This is a genomic window from Aequorivita capsosiphonis DSM 23843 (assembly GCF_000429125.1).
Taxonomy (GTDB): Bacteria; Bacteroidota; Bacteroidia; order Flavobacteriales; family Flavobacteriaceae; genus Aequorivita; species Aequorivita capsosiphonis.
On the sequence record NZ_AUBG01000015.1, the window covers coordinates 57691 to 70229 of the forward strand.

Genomic DNA, 12539 nt, shown 5'->3' on the forward strand with positions numbered 1-12539 from the left:
TTCAGGCATTTCCTCCTTCGGCACACAAGTGGAAACCCTGAAGATAGTTCGTCATTTCTCAAGCAGCAAAGTCATTCTCTTTATTCTATCTGCTAATTTTTCCGAAGAAAGTTTTTCTCGAAGTCTATCGGTAATTATTGGAAAACTGAAGGGCGTGGCTTTTTGGCATTGTTTCCAGATAATTTCTTGTTTATTTATGCGTTCCAAAGCCAGCCGTAATCGACCTTCTTCTAACTGATGTTCAAAGGTTTCACGATAGGCTTGAAGATATAACAGATTGTTTGGCTCATAATCTCTAAAAACATCAAAGAGGAGTTGGCTATTACTTTGCAAATGTTTCGTTTTAATGAATTTGTTCGGATAACCTTGAAAAACCATTCCACTAATTACCGCAATATCTCGAAATTTCCGTCGTGCCAATTCGGTAGCATTTAAACTTTTTTGAAGATCATCATACAGATATTCTTCAGAAAACAAGTTATTGTCCAATATGGTTTGAATATCTAAAAATTGGTCGCTTAGCAATTCAAAACCATAATCGTTGTAAGCTAAAGAAAAGGTTATTGGCGATAACAAACTGATTCTATACGCCAATAAACTGCTCATAGCCTCGTGTACAAATCTACCTTCAAAAGGATAAAATATTGAATGATACCCCTCTCGGGTTTTGAAGGTTTCAATTAAGAATTCATTTTCTCCTGGAACAATGCTTTCGCGTTCTTGACGATCAAAAATATGGCTTAAGGCCTTCAGTTCTGGAGTATTGCGTTTATGGTCTGCTTCGCTTTGCATTTCTTCGCGAAGAATTTTACTCATCTGTGAGGAAAGCGGCAAACGTCCGCCCATAAAACTTACAATATTTCTGGTGCGTTTATTAGATTTTCTCACCTGTGCTTGCATTTGCCTAAGTCGAACCAATTCCAATGTTCTTCCAGCAAAAACAAAAGTGTCACCAGGCTTCATCTTGCTTATAAACCATTCTTCAATAGTTCCAATAAATCCGCCAGAAACATATTTAACCAACATCATAGAATCGCTCACAATAGTTCCTATACTAAGGCGATGCATCATTGCGATTCGTCTACTCTCCACTTTAAAAAGACCTTCAGGAGTTACTTCCACTTTTTTATATTCGTCGTAAGCTTGGAGGCTTTGACTTCCCAAAGTGATGAAATTAAGGCACCAATTCCATTGTTCTTCCGTTATTCCTTGAAAACAGAAGGTGTTTTTTATTTCTGGGAAAATTTCAGTCGCAAAGAATCCTTCGCTCACCGCCAATGTGACCAAATACTGAATTAATACGTCGAAACTGAGTAAATACGGAGTTCGATCTTCAACAACTTCTTCTTTCACGGCTCTTTTTAAAGCCGAAGCTTCCAGTAATTCCAAAGCGTGAGTTGGTAAAAAATATATCACCGAAGCTTCTCCTGGACGGTGGTTACTTCTTCCCGCACGTTGTAGAAACTTTGCAACTCCTTTTGGTCCACCAATTTGGATTACGGTTTCCACAGGGGCAAAATCCACTCCCAAATCCAGACTGGAAGTTGCAACCACCGCCAATAATGATTCATTCCGGATGGCTTGTTCCACCCAAAGACGTGTATCTTTCGCAATACTTCCGTGATGCATCGCCAATTCACCGGCAAATTCGGGATGCTTTTCAAGCAGTTTTTGAAACCAAATTTCACATTGACCCCGTGTGTTAGTAAAAATAATCGTGGTTTTGCTCGCTTTAATGATCGGTACAATTTCTTCTAAAAGATGTATCCCCAAATGTCCGCGCCACGGAAATGTTTCCATCTTTTTTGGAATAATGGAACGGACTTCAATTTTGGATTTCTGTTTGGCTTTTATTAAGACAGAATTTTTTCTGAATTCAGGATCCATTCCCAAGAGAACATCCTGTGCTTCTTCCAAGTTTCCTATGGTCGCAGAGATTCCCCATATTCGCAACTTAGGCGAAACGGTTTTTAAACGGGAAAGCGCCAGTTCCATTTGCACGCCCCGTTTGCTTCCCAAAAGTTCGTGCCATTCATCTACTACTATAGCCGTTAGGGTTTTAAAGGTTTTGTCATATCCTTTTGAAGCCAACAGCAGCATTAAACTTTCTGGGGTTGTGATCAGCAAATCTGGCATTTGGCGTTTTTGTTTTGCACGGTCACTTTGTGAAGTATCTCCAGTTCGTATTCCAATGGTCATTCCAGTTCCCAAATCATCTGCAAAACGTTGGGCGGCTTGTTGAATTTCTACGGATAGTGCGCGTAATGGTGTTATCCAAATGGCCTTTATCCCTTTTCTATGTTTCGTTTTATAATCTGGATTCTCTTTTAAATATTGAAGTACAATGGGAATCCAAAGCGCGTATGTTTTTCCACTACCCGTTGGCGCGTTGAGCAAGCCGTGTTTTCCTTCTAGGAATGCTTTCCAGGTTTGCTTTTGGAATGGGAAGGATTTCCATTCCTTCGACTGAAACCAATCCTCTGCAATCGAAATGAGTTCGGATTGTTTCATTTTGGGATTAATGCTTTAAGGTCGGAAAGCGTATTGGCCTCTTCTATTGGTTTATCTTTCCGCCATCTTAAAATCCTTGGAAAACGAGTGGCGATTCCACTTTTATGACGGCTGCTTTCGGCAATTCCTTCGAATCCGATTTCAAAGACGTGATGCGGCGTTACGCTTCTTACTGGGCCGAAGCGCTCTAAAGTGTTCTTCTTTATCCAAGCGTCAACTTGTCTAAATTCAGCATCAGTTAGGCCAGAATACGCTTTTGCAAAAGTTACCAATTCACCATCGTTCCAAAGCCCAAAAGTATAGTCGGTATATAGATTGGCTCTTCGTCCGTGGCCGCGCATGGCGTAGGTTAAGACGGCGTCAATGGTGAAAGGATCAATTTTCCACTTCCACCAATCTCCTTTTTTTCTTCCTACTAAATAGGGCGAATCTTTTCGCTTGAGCATTAAACCTTCGCTTCGTTTTTCTCTGGAAAGATCGCGTTCAGCAGCAGCCTCTTCCCAAGTTTCAAAATTCATCGTTTCGCTTAAATATATTCCAAATTCACTGGAATCAATGTTTTGAATTAATTCATCCAGAATTTGTCTTCTTTCTATAAATGGTTTTTGACGAATATCTTTACCTTCCCATTCCAATATATCATAAGCATTCAGAATTACCGGTGTTTTCTTTAAAAGTGCTTTTGAAATATTCTTCCTTCCTATTCTCGTCTGGAGCGCATTGAAATTACCAATCTCCCCTTCGCCAAATGGTAAAATCTCTCCATCCAAAACAGTTCCGTTTGGAATAACTTTTAAAAACTCCTGAAACTCTGGATATTTGTCCGTGACCAATTCCTCCCCGCGCGACCAAACGAAAACTTCGTCATTTCTGATAATCACCTGACTGCGGATTCCGTCCCATTTATGTTCAAAGCTCCAATCTGAAATTGGCCCCAGATCTTCTTGAAACTTATCTTCCACGGCATACGCCAAATAAAACGGATAGGGTTTACTAAGGTAATCCTCTTCGTTATGCTCAAGAATCAACTTTTTATAAGTAGTATTTTCAGGGGTCCAATCGCCCATTAATTTATAGGCTAATATATCCTCATCAATTCCTGTGGCTTTGGAAAGTGCACGGGTCATTAATTTTTGACTCACTCCTATTCTAAAACTTCCTGTTAGGATTTTATTAAAAACAAAACGTTCAAAATAATTCAGCGCCAACCAATTGTCGTGTAGGTATTTCTTTTTTTCTTCTTCGGAAAGAGTTCGGAGTTCGATAATTTCTGAAACAAATTGAGAAAGTGACTTCTTGGAATGTTCTTCCGAAGCTGGTAAGATTAATGCAATTGTTTCAGCCAAATCGCCAACAATATGATAACTTTCCTCAAAAAGCCAAAGTGGAATCCCACTGATTTCTGTAGCCCAAAGTCGTAAAAGAGTAGTATTTACCGGACGTTTTGGACGTCGGTGTGAAAGTATGGCTATCGTCCAAAGCTTATCATCATCATTTGCATTTTGAAAATAGGCAGTTAGCGCCGACACTTTTTCATTGGTTTTGTTGGTGCTGTCAAGCTTTTTTATGAGTTGGGCGAAGTCCTTCATAAGCCCCCTAATCCCCAAAGAGGGAATTGTGTTTGGTAATTAACTATCCGGGCTCTCAAGCGAGTTTTTCCTTTTCGCAACTGGTGCGTGGCAAGCTCTTGCAAAAAGAAACACCCCGCCTTCGGCACTTCTCCTTGAAATAAGAAGGAGAGCATTTGTGAATTTAATTTAAATAGTAAGCTAATCTTCATTATCTATTTTCTTTTCGGTTTCAGAATTTTCCTCCTCGTATTGGGTTTTTTCCGTTCTTGCGTCATAGCCCAATTCCTCTCTTAGATAGCGGGAAAATATATCTGTATATCCGTGCGTAGTGATTATTTTCTCACATCCTGTTGCATCGATTGCAGAAAGTAAACCGTCCCAGTCTGCGTGGTCGCTCAGTACGAATCCGCGATCAATAGCTCGTCTTCTTCGCGCGCCTCGGAAAGTCATCCACCCACTGGCGCTTGCCGTTACGTAAGGAACAAATCTTCGAATCCAAGTACTACCGTGGGCACTGGGCGGAGCAACTACTATGTTTCCTTTTATTTCTTCTTTGGAAGTATCGCGCGTAATTAACGTAGTTGGCGGCAAATCGTAATAGGGTCGCACTACTTCTGTCATATTCTCAACAGCGCCGTGCGTGTAAATTTTTCCGATGGAAGTGTCCAAATGTTTTAGTAAACGCTGGGCTTTTCCTAAGCTGTACCCAAAAAGAATAGAAGTTTTTCCTTCCTCTTTATTGGTAGCCCACCAATTGTTTATATCCCTAAATACTTCCTCTTGAGGGGTCCATTTAAAAGCGGGAAGGCCGAAAGTACATTCAGTAATAAAGGTGTGACATTTTACGGGTTGATAAACTTCGGCCAAGCCATCATCCTCCGTTTTAAAATCGCCTGTAAAAACCCAAACTTCTCCTTTATACTCCACACGAACCTGAGAAGAAGCGATAATATGTCCTGCTGGATGCAGGGAAAAAGTTACACTATTTATTGTAAATGTTTCATTCCAGTCTTTCCCCGTAACCGAAATTTCGCCCAGCCGGTGTTTGATTATGGGCACATTATTTTTATGAGTAATATATTGTTTATGCCCCCAGCGACTGTGATCCGCGTGACCGTGCGTGATGATGCATTTATCAACCGGACGCCATGCATCTATGTAGACATTGGCTTGTTCGCAATAAATTCCCTTATCGTTAAAGACCAAAAGTGGTTGCTTCATGGATTTCTTTTAAATAGCTCTCTAAAAATAATGAAAGCTTAGTCAGTCACGCTCGCAATTATGAAAATTTTAGGTTGAAATTCTTTTAATGTTGCTGAAGAAAAAACGTTAACAGAATGCTTCGCAATGCTCGCAATTGTCATTAACAAGTTTTATCTTTGCAACTTAACCAAATCCAAATTATGGCATTTACAGATTTATTCGAAAGTGGGGAACATTCCCGAAATTTAGGACACTTTGCATCTATTGCAAACATAGCTTCAGTTAACGGCGAACTTAATGCTGAAGAGGAAAAGTTGTTAAAGCGATTTGCTCGTAAACTGGACATTGACGAGTCTGAGTATATCGAGGTTCTAAAAAACCCAGGAAAATACCCAATAAATCCACCTAATGATTCAGAAAGACGTTTGGAACGTATGCACGACCTTTTTGAGATGATTTTTGCAGATCATGAAATAGATGACCATGAACGTTTTCTAATTGAAAGATATGCTATAGGTTTGGGGTACGATCCTAAAACCGCTCAACATTTAATAAAGCGATCTATTGATATTTATAGCGGCGGGCTCGATCTTGAAGATTATCGATACTTGTTGAATAAGAAATAAAAGCCCCCTATCCCCCGAAGGGGGGATTTCCACGATTAAGAAACTATAAAAGCTCCTTCTGGAGCTTTTATATTGGGTTTGAGTAAGAGTTCCCCCTTTAGGGGCTAGGAGCCGTCTGTTTCATAAATTCTTCTGCTTTTTCTACCATTTGGGTACTTCCACAGAAAAACGGTACCCGTTGGTGCAAGCTTGTGGGTTGGATATTCAAAATACTTTCGAAACCATTACTGGCCTTTCCTCCCGCCTGTTCAGCAATCATTGCCATAGGGTTGCATTCGTATAAAAGTCGAAGTTTTCCTTCCTTATTTTTTGAAGTATTTGGGTAAATATAGATTCCCCCTTTAATCATATTTCTGTGAAAATCAGAAACCAATGAACCTATATAACGTGAAGTGTATGGGCGATCATCCTCCTCTTTTTGACAATATTTTATATAGTCTTTTACACCTTGTGGAAAGTGAACGTAGTTTCCTTCATTAACAGAATAAATATTTCCTGTCTCTGGAAATGTCATTGCAGGGTGTGATAGATAATAGGTTCCAATTGCTGGATTTAATGTAAAGCCATTAACGCCGTGCCCGGTTGTATAAACTATCATTGTTGAGGTACCGTAAACAATATATCCAGCAGCTACCTGATTCACTCCAGGTTGAAGGAAATCTTCAATAGTAACTGGGGTTCCAGACGGAGTTATTCTTCTGTAAACAGAAAAAATAGTACCAACGGAAACATTCACATCTATGTTTGATGAACCGTCCAACGGATCTATCAAGACTACATATTTATTATCGTTTTTCTCATTTCTACCTTTTATAGTGATGAAATCGTCTTCCTCTTCACTTGCAATTCCGCAAACAATTTCACGATTGGTAAGCGTGTTTATAAAGACTTCGTTAGCGAATACATCAAGCTTTTGTTGATCCTCACCTTGAACATTGGTGTCGCCTGCTGCACCCAAAATATCCACCAATCCAGCTTTATTCACTTTATGGTTTACTACTTTTGCAGCCAAACGGATTGAGTTGATTAGTCGCGAAAGCTCGCCAGAAGAGTACTTAAACTCGCTTTGATTCTCTATTATAAATTCGCCGAGCGATTGATTTATTTTTGCCATTAGATTATTGGGGTTCCTGAATTTCACGCAAATATCGGGATTTTTAGGAAATTGAACCGATATTTGCCGAAGGAAAACGAATGTAAAGTTAAAGTTGAAATAGCGCAACGATATTATCTAACCGAAAAGCTACGTGATGAAAGTAAGGAAAGCCACTAAAAACGATATGCCACAAGTTCTGGATCTTATAAAGGAGCTTGCAATTTTTGAAAATGAACCAGATGTTGTTGATGTAACAGTTGCAGATTTGGAGCGTGAGGGTTTTGGTGAAAATCCATTATTCACTTGTTTTGTTGCGGAAATAGAAAGTGAAATTGTAGGTGCAGCTTTAATTTACTATCGTTTTTCAACCTGGAAAGGTAGAACGCTTCATCTAGAAGATTTAATCGTGAACGAAGCAAGCCGTGGACAAGGCATTGGGGAAGCACTTTATAAAGAAGTTATGAAATTTGCCAACGACCAAAACCTAAAACGTGTTGCTTGGGACGTCTTGGACTGGAATACCGGCGCTATCCGTTTTTATGAACGCAGCGGAGCAAAACTTATGCAAGATTGGCGCGTAGTGCATATGGACGAAGAGGGTTTAAAGAAATATTTAAAAGCATAGAACTCAAAATCAATAAATGAAGATTTTCAAATTTGGTGGCGCATCGACGAAAGATGCTGATAACGTAAAAAATGTTTTATCATTAATTTCCCAAACCAGTGAAAAAGATTTGGTGGTGGTAATCTCTGCCATGGGGAAAACCACTAATGCCCTGGAAGAAGTTTTAAAAGATTACTTTTCTGGAGAAAAAGAAACAAAACATTCTTTAAAAGTAGTTTACGACTTTCATTATAAAATTCTAATAGACCTTTTTTCTTCAACATCGCATTATGTTTTTGGTAAACTTAATAGCATCTTTGAGGAATTAAAATACTTCCTTGACACCAATAAATCCAAGAATCACGCATTTGTTTACGATCAAGTGGTTTCTTATGGCGAAATAATTTCTTCGACAATTGTTTCAGTATATTTCTCAGAAAACGGAGTGAAAAACACTTGGCTTGACGTGCGACAATGCATTAAAACCGATGCAAATTATCAAGATGCCAGTGTTGATTGGGAAAAAACACAGCAGAAAATTTCTGTTAGAGTAAATACCAAGGGAATTACCATTACCCAAGGATTCCTAGGGGCAGAGCATACCAATAACTTCACTACAACTTTAGGGAGAGAGGGGAGTGATTACACCGCAGCTATATTTGCCTACTGTTTAAACGCAGAAAGTGTAACCATTTGGAAAGACGTCCCAGGAGTTTTAAACGCCGACCCACGTTTTTTCAACCATACGCAACTTTACAATCACATTTCATATCGCGAAGCAATTGAACTCGCTTTTTATGGTGCTTCGGTAATTCATCCAAAAACCTTACAACCTTTACAACGGAAGGAAATTCCTTTATATGTTAGGTCATTTATAAATCCTACTGCGCCGGGAACTTGCGTTGGGAAAGGGGTTTCGCTTGATCCCATGGTTTCAAGTTTTATTCTAAAAACCAATCAGGTGTTGATTTCGCTCTCTTCTTTGGACTTTTCTTTTATGATGGAAAATAACATCGGGGATGTTTTCAAATTACTTCACGAATACAGGATGAAGGTAAACCTCATTCAAAATTCTGCCATTAGTTTTTCGGTCTGTGTGGACAATAAATTTGATAATTTGGAGCCTTTATTGTCAAAACTTCGTGAAAATTTCAGTGTGAAATGGAATGAAAATGTTACCCTTTATACCATCCGTCATTTTAACCCTACTGAGGTAAAAGCACTTGCAGAAAATAAAAATATTCTGTTGAAACAGGAAAGTAAAGAGACAGTACAATTAGTTATTAAGGAATAGTAAGAATCGGTTTATTCTGCAGATAATATTCGTTTTTTTAGAGAACAGACGGAACATCTTTAAGGGACATTGATTCATTTGTTTAAAGTTTATCATTGATGTTTACTTATATTTGTTGACCAATATCAACCAAAACTTTTCATGGGATTAGTAAACGCTAAGGAAGTTGCACAAGCAATAAACATCGATAAATTCGGTTTTCTGGGCACCTTTATGGGTTGGTCTTTAATGAAAATCCTGAATATTACTACCCTCAACAAAATTTATGACAGAAATAAGCATTTGCAGGATCTGGATTTCATAAATGCATTGCTTGACGAATTTGAAATAAAATTTGAAATTCACGATGAAGACCTTCGCAGAATCCCAAAAACAGGGGCTTTTATAACTATTTCCAATCATCCACTCGGTGGAATTGACGGTATTCTTTTACTGAAATTACTTCTTGAACATAGACCGGATTTCAAAATTGTTGCAAATTTTCTTCTCCATAGAATCGAGCCATTGAAACCTTACGTTATGCCGGTAAATCCTTTTGAAGAAAGAAAGGATGTAAAATCGAGTGTTTTAGGGCTAAAAACGGCGCTAAAACATTTGCAGGATGGGCGCCCACTGGGAATTTTTCCCGCGGGGGAAGTTTCAACTTATAAGGAGGGAAAATTACTTGTGGACAAACCATGGGAAGATGCAGCTATGAAGCTTATAAAAAAGGCTGAAGTACCTATAGTGCCCATATATTTTCATGCTAAAAACAGTAAATTGTTTTATCGTATGGCTAAAATGAGTGACACTTTACGAACTGCAAAATTGCCTTCGGAATTGTTAACCCAAAAGGAGCGGCTAATAAAAGTGCGAATTGGGAACGCAATTTCTGTGGAAGACCAAAAGGAACATCAGTCGCTACCTGTTTTTACGCAATTTCTTCGTAGAAAAACATATATGCTTTCCAACGCATTTCAGAAGAAAAAGTTATTGGACAATATTCCTAAAACGCTAAAATTTCCAAAACCACCGAAAAAAATTGCCGGTCCAATTCCATTGGAAGCAATTGAAAAAGAAATTGAAAACTTACGCGAGAATGATAAGCGATTGCTGATCAGCAAAAACTATGAGGTGTTTTTAGCGGAGGCAACTTCTATTCCCTACATTATTCAAGAAATAGGGCGATTGCGAGAAATTACCTTTCGTGAAGTGGGCGAAGGCACCAACAACAGTACCGATCTCGATAAATTTGACAGCTACTATCATCATATGTTTCTTTGGGATAAGGACGCCAAAAAAATGGCCGGCGCCTACCGTATGGGACTAGGTTCAGAGATATTTCCACGATACGGGATAAATGGTTTTTATCTTCAGGACTTGTTTCGTTTTGAACCTGAATTATATGAAATGATGAGTGAATCCATTGAAATGGGTCGTGCATTTGTTATTAAAGAATACCAGCTTCGGCCAATGCCTTTATTTTTGCTTTGGAAAGGAATTGTGCACACAACACTACGATTTCCAGAACATCGTTATTTAATTGGCGGGGTTAGCATAAGCAATAAATTCTCAGAATTCTCAAAAAGTTTGATGATTGAGTTTATGAAATCGAATTATTACGATCCTTATGTGGCGCAATACATCAATCCTAAAAAAGAATATAAAATAAAGTTGAAGGACGCCGACAAAGATTTCATTTTCGATGAAAGTGAAGCTGATTTGAATAAATTCGACAAAATAATTGATGAAGTGGAGCCGGGAAGTCTTCGTATGCCAGTGCTTATCAAAAAATATATCAAGCAAAACGCAAAGGTTGTAGCCTTCAACGTAGATCCGTTGTTTAACAATGCAATTGATGGCTTGATGTACATTCGTATTGCAGATTTACCTGAAAGTACCGTAAAACCTGTTATGGAAGAGTTTCAAGAAGAGTTGGAGAAAAAGTATTCAGACAAAAACGATCCGGAAAGCTTTGGTTCTGATAATCTAAAAGACAAATAAATTCTTGATTTTATTTATATAATATCGAATACTATCTCGACTTTTCAAAAAAATTGCAATTACGAAAAAACACTTGTGCAAATTGGAAGATTGCAATATTGTAAAGCAATATTGCAATCTTTCTTTTTAGTGCTTTAAACAGGTGACTCCAGCGTTTACGATACTGAAGCCCATACTCTTTTAAAACCAGCCCTTCTTGCCTACTTGATAAGTCTGATAGAATTCTTCATCACTTTTAGTTAGGTAGATTATACCTTCAATCAGTGGAACAATACCGCCGATACCGCAGGTTACAAAGGTTATCACAATCTGAATGATCCCTTCCTGCGTATAACCAAGAATGAATTTATGGATTCCCAAAGATCCTATAACAATTGCTAAAACACCGGCAAGCACTTTTTTATTCTCTTGGGTATGGGCGGCTTGGTTCCAACCTTCCTTAAATTCATTGGCACTATTTCTAGCTTGTTGTTCAAAGTTTTCAGCGTTCTCGTCTATTTTCCTTTTAGTACTGTCGTAACCAGTATTTTGATCTTCCATAGTTGTAGTTAGTTCGTTTTAAATTAGTTTTAAAAATATAAAAAATTAATGAGGATACCTTCTGGAAAAATTATTTAGGTGTTCCCAAGCATTACTTAAAAGAAGTAATTATTTTTTCAGCAATTACTCGTGCCAATTTTTCTTTACTTTCAACGGTCCAACCAGCAACGTGCGGGCTTAAAATAACATTATCCATCGTAAAAAGTTCTTTTAACGAACCGGGAAGATTATCTGAATCAAAAAGTGTTTCGAAAGATAATTTTTCAAATTCCAAAACATCTAAACCTGCACCTAAGATTTTTCTGGATTTTAAAGCTGAAACCAAATCTGTCGTAACCACGCTTTTACCTCTTGCTGTATTTATAAGCCAAAATGGTTTTAAAAATGAATTGATAAATTCAGAATTCACCATTTTGTCCGTTAAAGGCGTCCATGGAGTGTGAAGGCTCAATACATCAATTTTTTGCTGAAGTTCTTTTAATGAAACCTGCCTCGCATTTTCATCGCCCACATTATCTTTGATATCATAACAAAGCACTTCGCAATCAAAACCTCTGAGTTTTTTGGCAAAAGCATTCCCCATATTACCGTAACCTATAATTCCAATGGTCTTTCCATCTAGTTCCAGTCCGCGGTTATTTTCCCGATTCCAAAGGCCGTTTTTAACCTCTCTATCCGCCTTATTAAGCTTGTTGAATAGCGAAAGAAGCATTCCCAAAGCATGTTCACCTACAGCGTTTCTATTGCCTTCTGGTGCGGCAATAAGTTTAATGCCGCGATTTTCTGCATATTCGGTATCAATGCTTTCGAGACCTGCCCCAACCCGAGCAATAAATTTTAGATTTTTTGCTGCATCGAGAAATTGTTTATCAATATTAAAACGACTTCGGATAACTATCCCGTCATAATTTGAAATGATTTGCTCAATTTCAGATTTGGAAGCTTTATAGTTTTCTTCGTTTGAAAACCCTGAATCATTCAGCATTTTCAACAATAAAGGATGGTTGTTGTCGAGGTGGAGAATTTTCATATAAAAAGTTTAGACCTACAAGGAGATTGCTTCTTCCGATAACTATTGGAATCACAATGACACCTTACAGGAAATATAAGA

At 38.2% G+C, this 12539-nt stretch carries 10 protein-coding genes; 4 read left to right on the top strand and 6 right to left on the bottom strand.

All coding sequences use genetic code 11. The features are described from left to right. Window positions 1–51 precede the first annotated feature (51 nt). The 3 genes from G440_RS0113380 to G440_RS0113395 all read right to left on the bottom strand — a co-directional run bounded on the left by G440_RS0113380 (window position 52) and on the right by G440_RS0113395 (window position 5303). Complete coding sequence (locus G440_RS0113380) at window positions 52–2511, bottom strand: ligase-associated DNA damage response DEXH box helicase (RefSeq protein WP_026451770.1); 2460 nt, start codon at window positions 2509–2511, stop codon at window positions 52–54. Beyond that, window positions 2508–4100 (bottom strand): ATP-dependent DNA ligase, encoded by a 1593-nt coding sequence (locus G440_RS0113385; RefSeq protein ID WP_026451771.1) that lies wholly within the window; start codon window positions 4098–4100, stop codon window positions 2508–2510. Before G440_RS0113385 ends, G440_RS0113380 begins: the two co-directional genes overlap by 4 nt. A 180-nt stretch (window positions 4101–4280) precedes the next feature. After that, window positions 4281–5303 (bottom strand): ligase-associated DNA damage response exonuclease, encoded by a 1023-nt coding sequence (locus G440_RS0113395; RefSeq protein ID WP_026451773.1) that lies wholly within the window; start codon window positions 5301–5303, stop codon window positions 4281–4283. 182 nt (window positions 5304–5485) lie between these two features. Here G440_RS0113395 and G440_RS0113400 point away from each other — a divergent pair, with 182 nt between their 5' ends. Next, window positions 5486–5911, top strand: coding sequence for a tellurite resistance TerB family protein (locus G440_RS0113400; protein ID WP_026451774.1), 426 nt, complete (start codon window positions 5486–5488; stop codon window positions 5909–5911). 97 nt (window positions 5912–6008) lie between these two features. Here the strand turns inward: G440_RS0113400 and fbp are convergent, their stop codons facing one another. Beyond that, window positions 6009–7025 (bottom strand): class 1 fructose-bisphosphatase, encoded by a 1017-nt coding sequence (fbp, locus tag G440_RS0113405; protein WP_026451775.1) that lies wholly within the window; start codon window positions 7023–7025, stop codon window positions 6009–6011. Window positions 7026–7161: 136 nt separating this feature from the next. Between fbp and G440_RS0113410 the strand changes: the two genes are divergently transcribed. The 3 genes from G440_RS0113410 to G440_RS20015 all read left to right on the top strand — a co-directional run bounded on the left by G440_RS0113410 (window position 7162) and on the right by G440_RS20015 (window position 10888). Next, window positions 7162–7632: a GNAT family N-acetyltransferase gene (locus G440_RS0113410; protein ID WP_026451776.1), complete on the top strand. Its 471-nt coding sequence runs from the start codon at window positions 7162–7164 to the stop codon at window positions 7630–7632. A gap of 16 nt (window positions 7633–7648) precedes the next feature. Continuing rightward, window positions 7649–8905 (top strand): aspartate kinase, encoded by a 1257-nt coding sequence (locus G440_RS0113415; protein ID WP_026451777.1) that lies wholly within the window; start codon window positions 7649–7651, stop codon window positions 8903–8905. A 141-nt stretch (window positions 8906–9046) separates the two neighbouring features. Further along, window positions 9047–10888, top strand: a complete 1842-nt coding sequence (locus tag G440_RS20015) for a GNAT family N-acyltransferase (protein WP_034259565.1) — start codon at window positions 9047–9049, stop codon at window positions 10886–10888. A gap of 180 nt (window positions 10889–11068) precedes the next feature. On the opposite strand, the gene G440_RS0113425 is transcribed toward G440_RS20015, so the two are convergent. Then, window positions 11069–11428, bottom strand: coding sequence for a TM2 domain-containing protein (locus tag G440_RS0113425; protein WP_051285376.1), 360 nt, complete (start codon window positions 11426–11428; stop codon window positions 11069–11071). Window positions 11429–11519: 91 nt separating this feature from the next. Next, complete coding sequence (locus tag G440_RS0113430; protein WP_026451779.1) at window positions 11520–12458, bottom strand: 2-hydroxyacid dehydrogenase; 939 nt, start codon at window positions 12456–12458, stop codon at window positions 11520–11522. Window positions 12459–12539 lie beyond the last annotated feature (81 nt).

Excerpts from the sequence above, each read along its gene's own strand:
- G440_RS0113380 (WP_026451770.1), bottom strand. The coding sequence starts at position 2,511 with ATGAAACAATCCGAACTCATTTCGATTGCAGAGGATTGGTTTCAGTCG.
- G440_RS0113385 (WP_026451771.1), bottom strand. The coding sequence starts at position 4,100 with ATGAAGGACTTCGCCCAACTCATAAAAAAGCTTGACAGCACCAACAAA.
- G440_RS0113395 (WP_026451773.1), bottom strand. The coding sequence starts at position 5,303 with ATGAAGCAACCACTTTTGGTCTTTAACGATAAGGGAATTTATTGCGAA.
- G440_RS0113400 (WP_026451774.1), top strand. The coding sequence starts at position 5,486 with ATGGCATTTACAGATTTATTCGAAAGTGGGGAACATTCCCGAAATTTA.
- fbp (WP_026451775.1), bottom strand. The coding sequence starts at position 7,025 with ATGGCAAAAATAAATCAATCGCTCGGCGAATTTATAATAGAGAATCAA.
- G440_RS0113410 (WP_026451776.1), top strand. The coding sequence starts at position 7,162 with ATGAAAGTAAGGAAAGCCACTAAAAACGATATGCCACAAGTTCTGGAT.
- G440_RS0113415 (WP_026451777.1), top strand. The coding sequence starts at position 7,649 with ATGAAGATTTTCAAATTTGGTGGCGCATCGACGAAAGATGCTGATAAC.
- G440_RS20015 (WP_034259565.1), top strand. The coding sequence starts at position 9,047 with ATGGGATTAGTAAACGCTAAGGAAGTTGCACAAGCAATAAACATCGAT.
- G440_RS0113425 (WP_051285376.1), bottom strand. The coding sequence starts at position 11,428 with ATGGAAGATCAAAATACTGGTTACGACAGTACTAAAAGGAAAATAGAC.
- G440_RS0113430 (WP_026451779.1), bottom strand. The coding sequence starts at position 12,458 with ATGAAAATTCTCCACCTCGACAACAACCATCCTTTATTGTTGAAAATG.